Origin of the sequence: Sphingobacterium sp. NGMCC 1.201703 (assembly GCF_047784615.1) — a bacterium.
Taxonomy (GTDB): Bacteria; Bacteroidota; Bacteroidia; order Sphingobacteriales; family Sphingobacteriaceae; genus Sphingobacterium.
Genome location: NZ_JBLOHD010000002.1, coordinates 762,719 through 782,000 on the forward strand (window position 1 = coordinate 762,719; position 19,282 = coordinate 782,000).

Below are 19,282 nucleotides of genomic sequence, written 5' to 3' on the forward strand. Positions count from 1 at the left end.
CAAAAAAAATATTTACTATTGTAGCTAGTAAAACGATTTAACAACATTTTTAGATTGAATTTTATATTTTTTTTCATAAGTTCGTACCTTTCAAAATTTAAGTTTTTAGATCCCTTATATGGAACAGCAACAAACTAAAACCAATTACCCCGCACTCTACACATTGATTATTGTGTTTTTCTTTTGGGGATTCATTGCAGCGGGAAATAGTGTATTTATCCCATTCTGTAAGAATTATTTTCACCTGGATCAATTTCAATCGCAGCTTATTGACTTTGCCTTTTATACGGCATACTATATCGGTGCATTGCTCCTATTTATCTTTAGTTCAATTGGCGGTAAAGATCTGGTCGGTAAATGGGGTTACAAAAAAAGTATTGTCTATGGTCTCCTGTTTTCTGCTTTAGGGGCAGCAGCGATGATTGTAGCGGTTGAGGTAAATTTATATATTGGCATGTTGTTGGGTCTATTTGTAGTTGCTTTGGGATTCTCCTTACAGCAAACAGCAGCTAATCCCTTTGCTGTTTTATTAGGTGATCCCAAGACGGGAGCTTCCCGTGTTAACCTTGGTGGCGGCATCAACTCATTCGGAACAACAATTGGTCCATTGGTGATTGGTTTTTCTCTGTTTGGAACATTTGAGCCTATCTCAGATTCTGAAATCGCCAATTTACCTCTAAATAAAGTAGTATACCTATATGTTGGCGTTGGTTTATTGTTTCTTTTGGCAGCAGCCCTTTTCAACTTCAGCAAAAAAGTTCCAGCTGGAATTAGCAACGAGCCAATGGAAAAAGCCAATAAAGCATTACGTACCTTGATCATCATGACGGTTTTGCTATTTGGTATGTTCACACCAGTATTCTTAAGTTACAAAAGTGACCTTGCACTGCATATCGAACAATTACACCAACAGGTTTCGAGCTTGACCGATCAAGTGCAGATTGATCAATTAAAAGCACATATTAAAGAAGTTGCTAAACCATTGGAAACACAACGTATGATGTGGTTGGCAGGTGCATTAATTGTTGTTATCGGCGGTTTACTTTTCTCCAACAGAAGCGCTAAAAAGAATCCGGAAGGCTGGGGAGCAATGAAATATCCGCAACTGGCTTTGGGAATGCTTGCATTATTTATTTATGTAGGTATCGAAGTCGCTATCGGTAGTAACCTAGGTGAACTCCTGACTTTAAAAGAATTTGGCCACTTGCAGTCTTCTCAGATCACTCCATACGTATCCATGTACTGGGGAAGTATGATGATCGGCCGATGGGCAGGTGCCATTACAGCATTCAACCTGAGCAAGTCGACTAAAAATGGGCTGTTGGTTATTGTCCCTTTAATTGCTTTCTCGATCATTATCGGCGTGAATACACTTGCCGGCTTCGAAATGTCGCATCTGTATTATTATGTCATCTGTATTATTTTACAGATTGTAGCCTTCTATCTAAGTAAGGAAAAACCAGCGCGCACATTGATTATTTTCGGTTTATTTGGAATTATTGCCATGCTAATCGGACTTTTCTCGTCTGGTACAATCGCTATTTACGCATTCTTATCAGGTGGTTTGGCCTGTTCAATTATGTGGTCATCGATTTTCAGTTTATCAATCGTTGGCCTTGGAAAATATACAGCACAGGGTTCAGCATTCCTGGTCATGATGATTCTTGGTGGTGGTATCCTTCCTCCTATCCAGGGAAAATTAGCAGATATCATTGGAATACATAACTCCTACATTTTACCTTTAATCGGATTCTGTTATATTGTTTTCTTTGCTGTGTTTGTCAAGGGAATCTTAACCAAACAAGGAATCAACATCGATGAAATCGAGGCTGAAGGAGCACACTAAAGACATCAACTAATTGTAAATAGTACACTATTTAAACAATTTTATTACAACACCCAAAAACTGGCTTAACAATACCGTTAAGCCAGTTTTTTTATATCATGGGCAAATTCATAAAATTTATTTTTTCAAAAATACGCGGATAAATTATGATATTTAAAATTAAAAAATGTATTTTCGGGGAATTGATTAATGAATTGATTGCTCATTTTATAACGATAAACACAATTAAAACTACTCAATAATGATAATCATTGCTGACGGGGGATCAACAAAAACAAACTGGTGTTTGTTAGACGATTCAAATAAAAAGATCTACTTCAACACAGAAGGATACAACCCTTATTTTGTTGACAGTGAATACATTGTAAACTCCCTAAAAAAAGGATTACCGCAGGATTTACCTTTTGAAAAAATTGCGGAAGTAAATTATTATGGTGCAGGGGTCCATAATAAAGAAAAAGCTCAGATTGTAGTGGATGCACTCAAACACGTATTTACTACAGCGAAAGTAGAAGTAGGCCATGATCTGCTTGCCGCAGCAAGGGCATTACTAGGATCCGAAGCTGGCTTTGCAGCAATTTTGGGTACTGGAACAAACTCTTGTCTCTATGATGGCAAAGAAATCACATTAAATATTGACTCCGGAGCTTACATTTTAGGCGATGAAGGATCGGGTAGTTACATCGGTAAAAAATTACTTGCAGACTATGTACGTAATTTAATGCCTAAAGATGTAAAAGAAGTGTTTTGGAATACGTATAAAATGACGAAAGATGAAATCATGGATGCGGTTTACACCAAACCTATGCCGAATCGTTTTTGTGCAAGTTTCAGTAAATTCGTATATGACAATAATGTAAACATCGAATATACACGTAATATTGTCGACGAAGCATTTGAAGCTTTCTTTAGAAATTTAGTGAGCAAATACCCTAATTACCAAAGCTACACCTTCAATTGTATTGGATCTGTAGGTTACAATTTCAGAAATGTTTTGGCTGAAAAAGCAGAACAATATGGAATGAAAGTAGGTAAGATTTTGCGTTCCCCTATTGATGATTTGGTACAGTTCCACATCGACAGAGCGGCAGCAACTGCTAAATAGAAAAGTAAAATAATCTTTAACATACTAAGAAAAAGGTGCATTTTATGATGCGCCTTTTTTTATGTACTGGCAATAAATCTTTTTTTCGATCGTTGAAAAACACCCTTCTCTTATACGGTTAAAATAGCCCAATATTAAATTCTAATAAACTTATTTATACCATTTTACAGCATATTTTAATAATTTAATAACAGGAATTTCATCAGTACAAAATAAAATTACCTTTTTTTTGTAAAAAGAATATTTATAGTTTATTCCGATGAAAAGAAGCCTTGATATACTTGTACTCTCAGACATACACTTAGGTACATACGGAAGTAGAGCCAAAGAGCTTTTACTTTACCTGGAATCGGTAGCTCCGAAGATATTGATCCTCAACGGCGATATTGTAGATATCTGGCAATTTAAAAAAAGCTATTTTCCACAAGATCATTTAAAGGTTATCAAGAAGATTATCGATATGAGCTCAACAGGTACTGAAGTCCATTATATTACGGGAAATCACGATGAAATGTTGCGCAAGTTTACTGATCTCAAATTAGGGAATATCAAACTGAGCAACAAACTGCTTCTTTCACTGAATAATCAAAAGGTATGGATTTTTCATGGTGATGTTTTCGACGCATCCATCCATCACTCCAAATGGCTTGCAAAGCTCGGGGGGTGGGGTTACGATAAGTTGATACAGCTTAATAATGTGATGAATTATTGTCTGGATAAAATGGGAAAGGAGAAATACTCCCTCTCAAAAAAAATAAAAAATTCGGTTAAAAAAGCCGTTAAATATATATCCGACTTCGAGCATACTGCAACGGAATTGGCTATTGAGAAAAATTACGATTTTGTTATCTGTGGCCACATTCATCAACCTCAGATAAAGGAAGTCATTACCCGCAAGGGCACATGCACCTACATGAATTCTGGGGATTGGATCGAGAATCTAAGCAGCCTGGAATACAAAAACGGCGAGTGGAAGCTCTTTTATTTTGAGGAAAATAAGGAGCAAATTCTTAAAAATAAGATCATCGACACCCCTCTTTTCAGCCTGGAGGATTTAAAGAAGATCGTCATATCATCGTAGAAGAAAAAGCGCAGTAAAAAATAGAATATATCTTGACAGAAATTATAGTGATCAAAAGCCGGGCTAGCCCGGCTTTGATTTATTACAATACTATTGTCTCTCCTACTTTTGGAAGTGACAATGAAATATCTTCGTTCTGGAATTTGTCCAGTGCCTTTTGTTTGTCGATCTGAATTGGCGGAAATGAATCATAGTGAATTCCGACCACACGAGCGCAATTGATGAATTCTGCTGCCCTGAGCGCATCATCCACATCCATTGTATAGTATCCACCGATAGGAAGAAAGGCCCAATCCAATTTTAAATCAGCCAGCAATTTCATCTCCATTGTCAACGCTGTATCGCCAGCGAAATAGATCTTCTTACCCTTTACGTTAAAGACAAATCCAACGGGGAATCCACCATATTGACCATCAGGCGTACTATTGGTATGAGCGGCGTAAACCATCTTTACAGAACCAAAAGGAAGCTGTACCGTACCACCGAGATTGAACTCAACAACTTTGTCTTCTGGTACGCCTTGTCTCCTTACCCAGGCAGCTGTTTCGACAATAGCTAATACCGTAGCGTTACTATTCTTTTGGATAGTAGCCATATCGGCGACGTGATCTTGATGTCCATGGCTCAGAAAGATATAATCTGGTTTAATTGCGTTTACGTCAATTTCCTTTGCCAATGGATTATAGGTTACGAATGGATCTAACAAAACCTTGGTTCCATCAAAATCAAACTCAACACAAGACTGGCCGTAATAAGTCGCTTTTATCATCATTTTTCTATTGATTAAATAATCCGCCTAAACCTCCTAACATATCCTTGCTTGCAGCCTGCATTTCGGCTTGACTAATACTTTCCGCTTGGCTTATCGCCTTATTCAGAGCAACGACCAATAACTCCTCGAGTTCCTCTTTGTCTGCATTAGCCAAAAAAACAGGATCAATCGTAATTTCTTTAATTTCCTTATTGGCAGTCGCCACCACACGGATCAAACCGCCTTCAGCTTCACCGGATACCGAAATGGTATCCAACCTCTTTTTGATTTCCTCTGCTTTTTGCTGCGCTTGAAATAATTTGTCAAACATATCTATCACTTTTATTTGATGCCAATTTACAAAAATCTTAGCATACCTGGCATTGCTAATTTACTTTCGCTAATGCCAGCCTTTTTGTATTTTTGCTGCATGCAAAGCAATCAAGAAAAATTAGTTGCCCATTTTTTGGAACAGCTGAATTTAAATAATACCCCTGTCTCCGCGGAAACATACAGCAAATTAATGTCCATACAATCAGAAATTGTTAGTATTGAAGATGTAACTGGCTATATAAGCATGCTTGGAGAAGAACTAAATATCAATGCCCATACAACTGAGCTTATTGAAAAGGTAGAAGATGAAACCAGTATCCTCATCCACAAACTTAAATTTATAACAGCAGCTGACAGACCCAAGGTATTGGTTTTAAATCAAATTGATCCTCGGGAGATCAACCAGTCCGCTTATCTACAGGAATCCATAAAAATCGCAGGTGGGATCCCTACCACAATTGCTCAGGAAGCTGATAAGATCATTATCATTGACAGTAATGAAAGCGTATTTACCCGTATTCCACTTTTATTAAATGATTCTGCAATTGCGCATTCAAAGGCGATCGAACTTGATCAGCTATTTATTATGACAAAGCCTGATTTTGCCCGCATTCCAGGCTACGAATACCTAACGGAATTGGAGTCTTTAGCAGAGATCCTGCAGCCAAAATATTTTGTTTATGGCCACGAAGGCAAAGAATGGCTACAATTTCAATTGAAGTAAAACCATATAATAGGCCTAGGGGCTATCGCATAAAAAAAGCATCTTTAATTGATTAAAGATGCTTTTTTTTTGTGATGTGAACGATAACACTAGCTGTATCTTCTGCGTAATACCTCATATAATTTTTCAACGGTATGAGGTTTATCCGCCCAACGGTTCTTAACCGCGTAGTTAGTCTGCAAAAATGCATCAGCTTCTGCGTAAGTACTAAATCTGTTCAATAACTCTACAGCTTCACTATAAGCTAAACTATAGCCATTAAACAAATCTTTGATAAATAAAAGTTTATCATTCAGGCTTATCCCTGTTTTAATATCTGTCAACTTATCCGAACTTCCGGATTGATTGACCTGGTATACCCGATTCTGTACCCCGGCCTGTTTTTGTTGTGAAATAATCTCATTTAAGGTCAGTGGCCTGGATGGAGTCTCCTCCACAACAGTATTGATCTCTTCCTGGATGAAGCTTTCCTGGGTTTCCTCAATAATGATCTCTTTCGGTTCTTCGACAACCGATGTAACGATAACTGGTGCCTCGTCGATAAGATCTATTTTGGGTTCATCACTTTTGTAATGATTTTCTTCAATATGTTCTACAGCATTTTCATGTGTTGCAGGCCTGCTTTCGCTCACTGTTGTTGATGAATACGGAGTTGTTGGCAAGTCATCGCTTTCTTCACTTTCGATATTGGCCGACGCAATATACTCTTCTTCTGACTTTACTGGCTCATTTTTTATAGGCACGTCATTGCGCGCCACCTCTTTCTCTAGGGGCTCTTGTTCGACAATAACTGAACTCGATGTCCGCAAAGAAGAGGGTGGGGTAAAATAGTCATTAAAGGCTATTTTTTTGCTATCCATCACCGAGTCTCTCAACGGATTTTGAACTTGCTTATCCGTTAACACGGCATCTGTTTTGAGTAAAGTAATATAAGCTGCAACAGATTGTGCTTTAGCTTCCAAACTCACAAGCTCAGCTATTTCAGCAACACCGCTTTTTTCTGATAAAACCAAATATTGTGCATTCAAATCCTGTAGTAAATCACCTATCTTATTAAAAATTTCCTCTTTAGTACCCATAGTTTTATTTGAAATCGCCTATTAATCGTTTATAATACCTCTATATTTATTGCCTTAAAAGTGGAAAACTCAATCCTTTGATTTATAAATATTTGAATTTACGTTCACTTTTTTGCTACCCAAATTTAATATTTAATTTCGATATTAGCGATGTCTAAAACAGAATATAATCGGAAGTCAATTGACTAATATCTTGTTCGCCGACTATCCGAAAAAAATAATTTAATCAAATGCTTTTTTCTGAACATAATCTGACATCGAGACCAGCTCGGTATGGAAGTATTGAAGTCATCTGTGGGTCAATGTTCTCGGGCAAGACCGAAGAATTGATACGCAGACTAAAACGGGCTCAGTATGCTCGTCTAAATGTTGAAATATTCAAGCCTTCCGTAGATAAGCGATATGATGACAAATTGGTCGTTTCTCACGATAGCAATAGTATCCCCTCTACTCCAGTCGAAAATTCCTCTGCTATACTATTATTGAGTTCGGCTACCCAAGTGGTTGGAATAGATGAAGCGCAATTTTTTGATGACGGATTGACAGAAGTATGTGTCAAATTGGCAAATAATGGTATTCGTGTAGTTATTGCTGGGTTGGATATGGATTATAAGGGACAGCCTTTTGGCCCTATTCCCAGTTTAATGGCCGTAGCTGAACATGTTACCAAAGTCCATGCGGTCTGCATGCAATGCGGAGCTCCCGCAAATTATTCTTATCGTCTGACAGAAGATACCCAGACAGTACTTCTCGGTGAAAAAGATGCCTATGAGCCGCGTTGTAGACAATGTTATTATCATCTAGATCAACCGGGCGTCTAAACACCGGTCAGAAATCGATAACGACAATTCCAGTCAGTTCATACCTTTTGCTGAGCATCCGCCAGGGGCCTATTACCTGCACTATTGATAATCGGTCATCCATCCCGTCGATGTTATTTTTTGTTAAAGAAAACTGCCAAATCGACGATGGATCAATTTGGCATAAGATTTGAATTATACTTTACAAATAAGAAGATAAACGCTTTCAAAAGCGACAAAATACTTTTCATAATTTAGGTTTATAATTGGTTAGTTTGCACCTCCTTGCCCATCAAGGAGGTGTTTTTTTATTAAAAAAAATGCCGCCCTTTCAGAAAGAGCAGCATTTCTATTTTACATTTTTGTTTATTTCATTTAAGGTTGTACGCGGTAATTTAACACCTTACGCCCTATATTTCCCGTTTGGTCCATTCCCTCCACAATCACTTTATAATTACCATTTCCATCAGCATTGTAAAATTGGATTGCTGCTTCTCCTGTTTCAGTTACCAATACTTTCGGGTTCCAATAAATTGTGGTCCGCAGGTCGTTGGCAGATTTTCTCTCAGGTGTATCATACTTTGGCAGATAAAATTTACGCTCTTTAATATACCCCAAAGGGAACATATCGATGACATTGGACTTTGGCAACAGTTTCTCGATTTCACTCAGCGCCATCCGGGGTTTCTTGGCCTCAACTTTCTTCGTGTAGATCGATACAACACCGTTGTTTTGATACATCCTTGAAACTGTTCCCAGCTCGTCACGTAAAAAGATTTCTATTCCCTCAATATCCGCAACATTGATACTATTTAAGCCGGGTTCGTCAATGGCCATACCGTTTAAGAAAAACTGAACCGGAGTACGCCCTCCAGCATTGTAATCACGCGAAACATAATACTTCAAGGTTTGTGGATCATAGGTAATACCCGTCAGGACAGTCTGCAGACACATCGTCAACACATTACAGCCTGTCAAGCGATCCGCTTCAATACGATGTTCGGGCATAGATAAACCCGAAATTGAAGGGAAATCCTTATTTGTAATTACCTTTTTCTGTACAGCCGTCACCTCTACCTCATCCAATAAAATAGATTTTCTGTATTCTTTACGGCTATTATCCAGATAGGGAGCAAATGCTTGATCTATATTCGGAACAAAATAGCTTTTATAACCGTTATTTTTATCGATTTCAGGATAATAACTCTGATCCATATTGATCACCAAACTACGGTAATTGTCATTTGACCTAGCATTTACCGTCACTTTCGATGAATCGGGAAAAACAAGATCTTTGAATGTGAAACGACCATTCTGATCAGTATATACATCTTTTTTGATATTCCGGGAAGGTACCGACAATAACAATCCACCATTCGGATAAGGACGACCAGTGTTCATGCGTAAAATTCCCGACAATTCTATCCCTTGTTCCGGAAGAAAACTAACCTGCGGCAACTTTTCGGCTATTAAAGCCGGATAATCAAAACGGCGGTATCCCTGTGTCATCAATAATGCATCCAGCGCCTTATCTCTATCCGGATTTTTTTCATCAAAATACGTATTTGGATTTTCAACATTTCCTTTCAGGTCCGAAGTCAACAAAAAGTTGCTCACAATGGAGAGATCGGCCTGATCATTATAGGGAACCTTAGATTCGTCGATCACCGAAACGGAATAACTGCCGGGATATTTCTGTCCATTATTATCAACCGAAAGTTTCAGGTTGACCTGATCTTTCGCCTTATAACTTTGCTTATCGCTTGTAACCTGAATATTGAGCAATTTTTCACTCTGAACAAATGCCAGGCGTTCACTCACCGGTTTGCCATCCGGTGTCAATAAGGTAACCTGGGCAATACCGTTTGGCAGACGTTCTTTTGGGATATTGACCAGGGCAGATGACGATTTTAAGTTTACCTGAGCGCCAAAACAAAGATGTCCATTGGACTGAACCAATACATAGTAAGATTGTGCTGGGTTTTTAGAAAAACTCTCCTCGCTGGTCACCACAGCAAATTCTATATTCTTTTCATCCTGCTTAACAAATACAACGTTTGCTTTGTCGTTAACAACCGCGGGAAGCTTATACTTGCGTTCCTGTCCATTATTAAATTTTATGACTGCCTGATAGTTCTCTCCAGCTAAGGGCAATAAAGAGAAATAGCCCATACCCAATCCCAGATCTTCAAATTCTGCAACCGATTTACCTTTTGAATCGAGAATTGTGCCTTTCACTTTCAACCCCTTACCATCAGATCCAACAGCTTTAAAGGCGACTTTCTTGGCAAATCCGGCGATTAAATCTCCGCCTTCGGGAAAAAACTGTACGTCAGCATCCCAAAGGGCATTTTTAAGCAGGAAGGAACTGGACAAAGGTTTTTCATTTTTGCTTTCCTGAATACTAACCTTTAGTTGCCCCTTCTCCAAATCAGCCCTTTCCTTTGCCGATAAGCTGATTGTCACCTTACCCATCGCATCTGTTTCACCTTTCCCTTTGTCTACTGTTTCCCATCCGGCGACAAATTCCCAATTGATCTTTGAATTGATCATCGGTTTGCCGGCGCGATCCCTGAATTGTATGACGGCCTGACTCTTATTTCCATTGAGATTATTCTGAAACTCGATATTTGTGATCAATTTTTTATTGATCACATCCCCTATCGGAACTATTTTGTTAAAAAAATAGGATGCATCAAAGTTTGACATCCATTTTGTATAAGCCCTGAAACGATAATTATCCTGCGTCATGAATTGCGGATCGAGGACCATCTGCCCACTTCCAACACCTTTATCCAATGGGATTCTAAATGTTTGGATCAGCGAGTCACGGCTATTCAAAACCTCCACATAGGCAATTTTGCTGGGTTCGTATTCTGGAAGATTACGTGATAAATACGAAGAAAACCATAAGGTATCCCCTACTGCATAATAAGGTTTGTCAAAGTGCAAGTGTACTTTTTCTGTTGGGTAACCCTGAAAATATTTTTGAACCCGTTCTACGATCGTATTAATAGGCAATGTAGGTGCAGTCTGTCCATAGGTTGACCCGATTCCTAAAATCCCTATCGATAAAGTCAATAGTTTGATGTGCTTCATTGAAAGTCTTAGAATTAAAAAAAGAATAGCTAAATATATTCAATTTTAAGCAAAGACCAATCCTACTCCGGCATTTTTAACATTTATTATACCATTTGTAACCGCACTCAGGAGCCAGTTATAATAAAGGTGCAAGCAAACGACAAATGGAATCCACTCCTCGCTTCCATCGACTTCGCTGCATCCATTTACGCATTGTAATTAAATCTGAAGCTTCAATATCTGCAAGAAATTGATTGTTCATGCGTTCACAAAGCGCTTTATCGGAGACTATTCCCGATATCTCAAAATTGATATAAAAACTTCTGATATCCAGGTTAGTTGTGCCGATATAGGCTAGTTTACTGTCGATACAGATCGTTTTGGCATGGAGAAATCCTTTCGTATAAAGATATACATTCACCCCCCTTTCAAGTAATGGTTTAATAAAAGAAAACGAAGCATGTTGTACAAAAAAGGAATCAGATTGTGCGGGTAACATCAGATCAACGCGCACCCCCGAAGAAACCGCCAGCATCAGCGCTGTCGTCAGTTGATCACTCGGAATAAAATAGGGCGTACACAATTGAACATACTCCTTTGCCTCGTTGATACCGGCTATAATTGCCTCCATATTAAAAGGAGCAGGAGACCCCGGGTCACTCGCTGTAAAACCAACCCCACTTTCGTCTTCATCGGTCACAGGAAATCGATTTAAATAACCTTTCCCCAACTCAAAAGATTCCCCATCCGTCTGGTTCCAGCTGTTCCAAAACTGAATTTGTAAGGTATTAACGGCAGCTCCAATGATCATCATCGCTGTATCGCGCCAGTAAATATCGTTTTTCCCATTGTTGATATAACGATCCGAGATATTGATCCCACCTACAAAACCAACTTTTCCGTCAATCACTACAATTTTACGGTGATTTCGGTAGTTGCTGTTAGCCAATGAAGTAAAGGTAACTGGCAAAAACGCTTCAAACAGAAAATCGGGCTTATGTCTATGTAAATATTTAATCACATCCGGTGCGCCAAAACTATCTAAAATCAGACGTACCTTCACTCCAGCTTTTGCCCGCTCTTCCAAAATATCCAATATTTCACGTCCGATCTCATCCATTTCCCAGATATAATACTCCATATGAATCGAATGTTTTGCCTCCTTCAATTTTTGAATCAATACCGGAAACTTTTCTTCACCATTAATAAACAGAGTGACATCATTATTCAGCGAGAATGTGGATATTTTCTGATTTTTAAGGTATCGATAGACCATGGCCAAACTCCCTATACGTTCATTCAGGGTATCAATATGTTCCTCCATAATCTCCGATTCTTTTCGCCAGGCATCGAGTAATTTTTTTGATTGCTCGCGGTACATTCGCTTCATTCTTTTAACTTTCTTAAATTTTTGGCCAAAGAAATAGTAGCTGAGCAGACCGATTACAGGTAGAAAAACAATCACCATAATCCAAGCAATCGTTTTGGCAGGGTTACGGTTTTCAATCAAGATGGTGCCGATGACACCGATATATAAGATGAGTAAGGGAATCCAGTAATATTGTAAAGCAATTTGTAAAATATGATGAAGTACCTCCATATGATGTGCTAAGTTTAATATCAAATATAATACTTAGCCCTGACAAATTGTTTGCTTTCAAGCACAGTTTATCGCACCTTCAATATGAATCAGCGGGCTTAAATAAGGGATATTTAAGTTCGCCCCACGAAGTATAAACCAAATTCCAAGCAGAAAATATAGAAAAGGCATCCATTTCGAAAAGCCAATTTTGAAAGATCTGGAGAAGTTCCCCAAAAAGGAAAACAGAAATAAAAGTGGTATTGTCCCCAATCCAAAGCAGAGCATGAATAGGAAACTCTGTTGCGAACTATCCGCATTCATTGCTGACATTAAAGCCATATACACCATACCACAGGGTAACAAGCCGTTCAATATGCCCGCGACAAAACTTCCTCCGGGTCTGTACAGCCATTGGGACAATAACTTGACAACCGGCTGCACCGAACGGGTTTGTAAATGGGCAATGGTACGGTTGTTTTTCCCTACAAGCTGGAACACTGCAATCAGCACCAATATTATTCCTGTGATCCAGCTTAATGCACGTTGCCATCCTTGAATTTGTGCAAATGTACCAATGGTTCCCAAAAGAAATCCCAGACCACCATAAGTCAAAACCCGGCCTAATTGATACAATACCTTATTTAAAAAATTAGACCAACTCAGGCCTTGCCTGCCCTCAATCGCAAAAATTAGAGGACCGCACATGACCGCACAGTGGATACTTCCAAATAGCCCCATAAAGAATGCAAAATAGGTATAGCTCATGCTCCCGGTTTAAAATAAAATATGTTCCTCAAATAAAAAATCCCTGCCTTCGCTTTTCCAGTCCACGTACAAATTCCACATTCCCTTGTCGAATGTAGAGATAGGCAATACAAACAGATTAGCCGTTGTCTGAAATGGCAACTCCCTATCCAGCTTATTATCCGAAGGCTTACGGAACAATAGTTTCCCTTTGTTTATTTTGGAGACAAAATGTATGTAGAGTGTATCTTTTCTGATTTCCACAGTTGGCGATTCTTTCATATTCAGCACATTTTGCTTCTTCTCATAAGCTTTGTCGTAATTCAGCCCCTGCTCGTAATAATCATCCTCTTCTAAGCTGTCTGTATCATGGGTAACCATGTAAAATCCGGCAGCAACGATGCACAACATAAATACCGCCAAGCTCAAAAAAATTTTTGTACCCCAATTCATTGTTTTATTTTTAATTCATTCCAGGAGGAGCGATGAAAGTAGTTTTTAGACTCTCCACTTTTTTATCTCCCGAATAGATGGATAATTTGATATTACTTTTATATGTTTCGACGTCCTTGTTCGCGATAATCAAAAAGAAACTTAAGGTAGCATGCCCGTCTTTACTGAGCTTTTGGATGGGGTTGACCAGTTGGATTTTGAGTCTCGGATCCTCACATACCAGTCGAAAAGGCATTTCTTTACCCGATTTGTTAATTAACTCCAAGGCGTAAAGATTACTGATTGTCTTATCCTCGCGAAGCTGGTAGGTACTTCCTTTTGCCCTTAACAATCGTCCATCAACTTGAGAGCGATTGAACAGCAAAAAACCAAATACCGACATCAGCAGCACCAAAACAATGGAATATGCCACCGCCCGCACGTTGCTTTTCTTCTTGACTGTACCTTCAATCTCCCCCATGGGGTAAAAACCGATCAGTTTTTTTGGCTTTCCGATTTTTTCCATGACAGCATCACAAGCATCAATACATGCGGTGCAGCTCACACATTCCAATTGTAGGCCTTTGCGGATATCAATTCCTGTTGGACAAACGTGCACACAGAGTTTACAATCCACACAGTCCCCCTGTTTAGTGGAAGCACCTTTTTGCTGCTTTCCTCTGGGTTCACCCCGTCTATGATCGTAAGCTACTGTAATACTTTGATCATCCAGCAGGACGCCTTGCAATCTTCCATAGGGACAAATTGCAATGCATACAATTTCTCTGATATAGGCAAATACAGCATAAAATACCAAGGTGAATAAGATAATGGAAATTAGGCCGGCAATATGCTGATCCAATGGATCGGTAATTATTTTAATCAATGCATCTGAACCGATGATATAAGCCAAAAAGATGTTCGATATAAAAAACGAAATAATCAGAAATATGCTATGCTTCAATAGCTTCTTCATCTGTTTCTGATCCGTGTTGGGGCCTTCATCACTTTTTTTCTGTTGCTGCCAATCCCCTTCAATCCAATATTCAATCCTTCTGAAAATCAGCTCGAGAAAAATCGTCTGTGGACATGTCCATCCACACCAAACACGTCCAAATACCACGGTAAATAGGACCACGCATACCATGACGATCAACATCCCAAAGACGAAAATATAAAGGTCCTGTGGGTAAAAAAGGTTTCCTAAAATCGAAAATTTCCGTTCGATAATATTGAACATCAAGAACGGCTCGCCATTTACCTTAAGAAAAGGAGCCACAAATAAGAACAGTAGCAGTGTATAACCAACCCATTGTCTCTTTTTATAGAGTGCTCCCTGCGGTTTTTTGGCATAGATCCACTGTCTCTTTTTTGACTTAGACCCACCATTATTGGCATTATTAACTGCTACTGTACTCATTGCTATCTTGATTTACTATTCGGCCTTTTTTTCTGTCCCTGTGCCATCATTTGGCTTTGCGGCATCCTCAGCATTCCCATAAGTCACTTCTTCTCCTTGTGGTTCCTTTGGATTGGCAGGATGTGTATCTCTCAGGGTAACGATGTAACTCGCCACCTGTGCGATTTGCGCTGGACTCAAGGTTTGCTCCCAAGGAACCATTCCTTTATCCGGCACACCATACTTAATAGTTTTGAAGAGGTCTTTAATCTCACCGCCATGCAACCAAAATTTATCCGTCAAATTGGGGCCAATACCACCTTCCCCACTCCCACCATGACAGGCGACACAGTTTGCAGCGAATATTGCTTTCCCTTCAACCGCCATATCTGGTTCATATTCTACCGTATTTTCATCTACATTACTCGCAGAAGCAGCTAGATACGCTTGTCTTTCCTTTTCTGCGACAACCATTTCATGTGCATACTCCTGGTCCTGGTTCATACCGATCCCAGAAACCTGATAGATGAATAAGTAGACCACTCCAAAGAAGATCGTTCCGTAGAATAAAAAATTAAACCAGATAGGAATGGGATTGTCCAGTTCGCGGATACCATCATATTCGTGATCGATAACAATGTCCTTTTCCTCTGAAATAGGTCTTATTCCCATGATCTTGTTCCAGGATCGTTTCAACCATCCCTTATTGGCCAATTTTTTGAGCTGTTCTTCTTTGACCAATTCAGGCATCGTAATCCTAATGATGGATTTCATCGCGCGGTTGACCATCAATGCCGAGGCCAGAAGGGCCAACATCACGACAATCAATACGATAATTAAGATGTCTGTGTATAAATTATCCGTACCAAAACCCCAGGTAGACTGAACAGCTTCTACCACGGTAGGTGCAGTATCTAATAATAAACTCATATACTATATACTTTCAGGTGAATGATTCATTTCCTTTTCGGTTTCCTCTTCCAAAGGAAGTTCCTTCATATAGTTCACATAGTCCTTTTTCATGCGAAACAACATGATTGTGACCGAAATAAAGAAAATCAGGAATATCCAAAGTGATACAATAAGGTAAAGCTCACTTCCGTTCAAATTTGTGATCTGTTTAAACATAGTATTATTGATTTGCGTTAACTTCCTGAGCCACTTTCGGAGCTGCTTTTATATCCGTTCCCAATCGTTGTAAATAAGCAATTACGGCTATAATCTCACGGTCGGCTAATACATTGACTTGATTCTGTTTCAGATCGTCGGCAATTTTCTGTGCCTGTCTGTGCAGATCCTGTTCCGCATTTGCTATCGCAGCGTCCGTATAAGGAATTCCCAATTTGCGGAGGGCCTCCATTTTATCTTTCAAAATAGCGTTGTCCAATTGCTGGTCTATTAGCCAAGGATATGAAGGCATAATACTTCCCGGGGAAGTGATGGTTGGATCCAAAAGGTGATCAAAATGCCATTTATTGGGATATTTTGAGCCAATTCGGTGCAAATCAGGTCCGGTGCGTTTGGAGCCCCATAAGAACGGTGTATCGTAGACATATTCACCAGCCTTACTATATTCGCCGTAACGGGCAGTTTCTGACCTAAAAGGACGGATTGCCTGCGTATGGCAGTTGACACAGCCCTCTCTGACATAAAGGTCGCGTCCCTGCAGCTCCAATGCTGTATAAGGCTGTACACTTGCGATTGTCGGCACGTTTTTGGAAATGGTGAATGTAGGAACCATCTCAACCATACCACCGATTAGGATTGCGATAAGTGCCAATACCATAAATAAGATCGGTTTACGTTCCAGACGTCGGTGCTGGGACTGTTCATTGACCTGAACCGGTAATAGAGCTGGCGCTTCGGCGGGCTCATTAGCCATCAGCCTTCCTTGCTTCATCGTCTTAATCAGGTTGAAGGTCATCAGGAAGACACCTGATAAGTAAAGTGCACCACCTAAAGCTCTCATCATATGCATTGGTAGAATTTCCAATGTAGTTGCTAAGAAGTTTGGATATTTCAAAACGCCTTCCGGTGTAAACTCTTTCCACATCAGCCCTTGTACGACTGCTGCCCAATACATCGGAATAGCATAAAACAAAATTCCAAGTGTACCGATCCAAAAGTGGGTTGAGGCTAATTTCTTCGAATAAAGTTCTGTTTTATAAATACGTGGTATTAGCCAGTAGAGGATACCGAACGTCATAAAACCATTCCAGCCCAATGCACCCACGTGTACGTGCGCAACGATCCAATCTGTAAAGTGAGCAATTGCATTTACCTGCTTTAACGACAGCATTGGACCTTCAAACGTTGCCATACCATAACAGGTCAGTGCGACGACCATAAATTTCAACATAGGTTCGGTCCGTACTTTATCCCAAGCACCGCGCAGTGTCAACAGCCCGTTTATCATACCGCCCCAACTAGGCGCAATCAGCATAATCGAAAATACTACACCCAGGGACTGAACCCAGCTTGGTAATGCCGTATATAACAAATGGTGAGGGCCGGCCCAGATATAGATAAAGATCAATGACCAAAAGTGCAGGATACTTAATTTATAGGAATAAACCGGACGATTAGCCATTTTCGGCAAGAAGTAGTACATCATACCCAAATAAGGAGTCGTTAGGAAAAATGCGACAGCATTATGGCCATACCACCATTGCACGAGCGCATCTTGCACACCTTTATAAACATAGTAGCTTTTCCATCCTGCTACAGGCAGCTGAATGGAGTTGACGATATGTAGCACCGCTACTGTAACGAATGTAGCAATGTAGAACCAAACTGCCACGTACATATGACGTTCACGCCTTTTGATAATTGTACCAAACATATTGATCCCAAACACCACCCAGATTAGGGTAATTGCGATATCAATTGGCCATTCCATTTCAGCGTACTCGTGACTTGAAGTAAGTCCTAGCGGAAGAGTGATAGCCGAGGCGACAATAATTAACTGCCAACCCCAAAAATGGAGCTTACTTAAAGCATCACTAAACATTCTCGCTTTGAGTACACGTTGTAAGGAGTAATAGACCCCCATGAAAATACCATTACCTACGAAAGCAAATATCACCGCATTAGTGTGTACTGGCCGCACACGGCCGAATGTGGTGTATTGCAATCCGAGGTTCATCTGAGGCCAAACAAGCTGCGTTGCCACAAGCAATCCTATGGTCATACCAACTATCCCCCAAATAATGGTAGCGATTCCGAAATTTCTGACAATTCTATTGTCGTAATTAAATTGCTCTAACTGCATTACTTAAATTGTTGATTCTGAATCAAAAGTAAGCAGCATTTTATGACAATCTAATGATAGACAATGCGTGCAGAAGTGATCTACGTCACCTTGCTTCTATAGGTCAAATGAACAGATATCCACTCCCTAGCCACTGATTTTAAGCGGTTTAAAGCAAAAAAGGAGAAAAAAAAACAATTATTGCGATTTATTTTGACAATAAAAGTGATGGCTGTCACTTTCATCTAGGAGAAAAGTGTGCTTCACGCGTGTGGAAAGTATATGATAGATAAATTAGGACTTTCTCTCTGGGAACGATTTAGAGGAGTTTCTAAACTTGGAATATATCGCAGCACTTCTCAGTCATAGTATTGGCAGTAGGAACTACCCATCCAGCCCGGCTGGCCGTCTGCAGAAAAGCAGGAGAAGAGAAAACTCCGGTGGGACTGCTGTTACCCTTGCTGCTATCACTCTTGCTGCTACAGCTATTGCCGCTACGGTTTTGTTGGTTTTACGACTGCTGTTACCCTTGCTCCTAAACGATTGTCCAATAATCCAATTGCAGGAATAAAGGGACTGTACGGAACTCCCTATCCAGCCCGGCTGGCCGGCTGCAGAAAAGAGGAGAAGAGAAAACTCCGGAGGGAATGCTGTTGCTGATGCGACTGCTGGTGTCTTTGCCGCTACGGTTCTTGTTGTTGGTTTTACGGCTACTGTTACCGCCGGTTTCCGGCAAAAGTATACAAACGAAAGAAGCCCTTGACTGTTTCCAGCAAGGGCTTCCGTGTAAAAAAAGGCACCGACCTACTCTCCCACCTGTTACGGCAATACCATCGGCTCTGGCGGGCTTGACTGCTCTGTTCGGAATGGGAAGAGGTAGACACCGCCGATATAGGCACCTAAAGTTTTTTTATAGTATCAAGTAGTCAGATGTTAGTATTTAGATCCCTTTGCAGGGAAATACACATCCTATAGCTCAAACTATATTGACATATATACTGAAAGAGTGTTGCAAAAATTAAAGAGGAAGACAACAGTGTCTGTCTGCTTGAGAAAGCTTCGGGCTATTAGTACC

At 39.9% G+C, this 19,282-nt stretch carries 16 protein-coding genes and 1 rRNA gene; 5 read left to right on the forward strand and 12 right to left on the reverse strand.

From position 1 onward, the window contains the following. Positions 1 to 118: 118 nt before the first annotated feature. From ACK8HY_RS08475 to ACK8HY_RS08485, 3 genes are all read left to right on the forward strand, one after another. The gene (locus ACK8HY_RS08475) at positions 119 to 1,846 is read left to right on the forward strand and encodes an MFS transporter (RefSeq protein WP_416133360.1); all 1,728 of its coding nucleotides are present in this window, start codon (positions 119 to 121) and stop codon (positions 1,844 to 1,846) included. A 241-nt stretch (positions 1,847 to 2,087) separates the two neighbouring features. Beyond that, entirely contained in the window at positions 2,088 to 2,951 is an 864-nt protein-coding gene (locus ACK8HY_RS08480; RefSeq protein ID WP_077432461.1) for an N-acetylglucosamine kinase, read from the forward strand. Between the two features lie 259 nt (positions 2,952 to 3,210). Further along, complete coding sequence (locus ACK8HY_RS08485) at positions 3,211 to 4,032, forward strand: UDP-2,3-diacylglucosamine diphosphatase (RefSeq protein WP_077432460.1); 822 nt, start codon at positions 3,211 to 3,213, stop codon at positions 4,030 to 4,032. 82 nt (positions 4,033 to 4,114) lie between these two features. Here ACK8HY_RS08485 and ACK8HY_RS08490 read toward each other — a convergent pair whose 3' ends face one another. Then, a complete protein-coding gene (locus ACK8HY_RS08490; protein ID WP_317041783.1) occupies positions 4,115 to 4,804 on the reverse strand; it encodes a metal-dependent hydrolase in 690 nt (229 codons plus the stop codon). A gap of 4 nt (positions 4,805 to 4,808) precedes the next feature. Next, the gene (locus tag ACK8HY_RS08495; protein WP_416133361.1) at positions 4,809 to 5,114 is read right to left on the reverse strand and encodes a YbaB/EbfC family nucleoid-associated protein; all 306 of its coding nucleotides are present in this window, start codon (positions 5,112 to 5,114) and stop codon (positions 4,809 to 4,811) included. A 99-nt stretch (positions 5,115 to 5,213) separates the two neighbouring features. On the opposite strand from ACK8HY_RS08495, the gene ACK8HY_RS08500 reads away from it, so the two are divergent. Then, a complete protein-coding gene (locus tag ACK8HY_RS08500) occupies positions 5,214 to 5,840 on the forward strand; it encodes a hypothetical protein (RefSeq protein WP_416133362.1) in 627 nt (208 codons plus the stop codon). Positions 5,841 to 5,929: 89 nt separating this feature from the next. Here ACK8HY_RS08500 and ACK8HY_RS08505 read toward each other — a convergent pair whose 3' ends face one another. Further along, positions 5,930 to 6,919: a hypothetical protein gene (locus ACK8HY_RS08505; protein ID WP_416133363.1), complete on the reverse strand. Its 990-nt coding sequence runs from the start codon at positions 6,917 to 6,919 to the stop codon at positions 5,930 to 5,932. A 230-nt stretch (positions 6,920 to 7,149) separates the two neighbouring features. Between ACK8HY_RS08505 and ACK8HY_RS08510 the strand changes: the two genes are divergently transcribed. Next, positions 7,150 to 7,740 (forward strand): thymidine kinase, encoded by a 591-nt coding sequence (locus ACK8HY_RS08510; protein WP_077432456.1) that lies wholly within the window; start codon positions 7,150 to 7,152, stop codon positions 7,738 to 7,740. 354 nt (positions 7,741 to 8,094) lie between these two features. Here ACK8HY_RS08510 and ACK8HY_RS08515 read toward each other — a convergent pair whose 3' ends face one another. From ACK8HY_RS08515 to rrf, 9 genes are all read right to left on the reverse strand, one after another. Then, a complete protein-coding gene (locus tag ACK8HY_RS08515) occupies positions 8,095 to 10,818 on the reverse strand; it encodes a carboxypeptidase regulatory-like domain-containing protein (RefSeq protein ID WP_416133364.1) in 2,724 nt (907 codons plus the stop codon). A 118-nt stretch (positions 10,819 to 10,936) separates the two neighbouring features. Then, positions 10,937 to 12,400 carry a cardiolipin synthase gene (gene cls / locus ACK8HY_RS08520; protein WP_077432454.1) on the reverse strand — a complete coding sequence of 488 codons (1,464 nt, stop codon included), beginning with the start codon at positions 12,398 to 12,400 and terminating at the stop codon, positions 10,937 to 10,939. Positions 12,401 to 12,457: 57 nt separating this feature from the next. After that, positions 12,458 to 13,147, reverse strand: coding sequence for a sulfite exporter TauE/SafE family protein (locus tag ACK8HY_RS08525; protein WP_077432453.1), 690 nt, complete (start codon positions 13,145 to 13,147; stop codon positions 12,458 to 12,460). Positions 13,148 to 13,156: 9 nt separating this feature from the next. Continuing rightward, the gene (locus tag ACK8HY_RS08530) at positions 13,157 to 13,579 is read right to left on the reverse strand and encodes a FixH family protein (protein WP_077432452.1); all 423 of its coding nucleotides are present in this window, start codon (positions 13,577 to 13,579) and stop codon (positions 13,157 to 13,159) included. Between the two features lie 10 nt (positions 13,580 to 13,589). Further along, positions 13,590 to 14,978 carry a cytochrome c oxidase accessory protein CcoG gene (ccoG, locus tag ACK8HY_RS08535; protein WP_416133365.1) on the reverse strand — a complete coding sequence of 463 codons (1,389 nt, stop codon included), beginning with the start codon at positions 14,976 to 14,978 and terminating at the stop codon, positions 13,590 to 13,592. Between the two features lie 15 nt (positions 14,979 to 14,993). Next, the gene (locus tag ACK8HY_RS08540; protein ID WP_416133366.1) at positions 14,994 to 15,887 is read right to left on the reverse strand and encodes a cbb3-type cytochrome c oxidase N-terminal domain-containing protein; all 894 of its coding nucleotides are present in this window, start codon (positions 15,885 to 15,887) and stop codon (positions 14,994 to 14,996) included. 3 nt (positions 15,888 to 15,890) lie between these two features. Further along, positions 15,891 to 16,085: a hypothetical protein gene (locus tag ACK8HY_RS08545; RefSeq protein WP_077432449.1), complete on the reverse strand. Its 195-nt coding sequence runs from the start codon at positions 16,083 to 16,085 to the stop codon at positions 15,891 to 15,893. Between the two features lie 4 nt (positions 16,086 to 16,089). Beyond that, positions 16,090 to 18,228 (reverse strand): cytochrome-c oxidase, cbb3-type subunit I, encoded by a 2,139-nt coding sequence (ccoN, locus tag ACK8HY_RS08550; protein ID WP_416133367.1) that lies wholly within the window; start codon positions 18,226 to 18,228, stop codon positions 16,090 to 16,092. A gap of 770 nt (positions 18,229 to 18,998) precedes the next feature. Further along, positions 18,999 to 19,110 (reverse strand): 5S ribosomal RNA (gene rrf, locus ACK8HY_RS08555). Positions 19,111 to 19,282 lie beyond the last annotated feature (172 nt).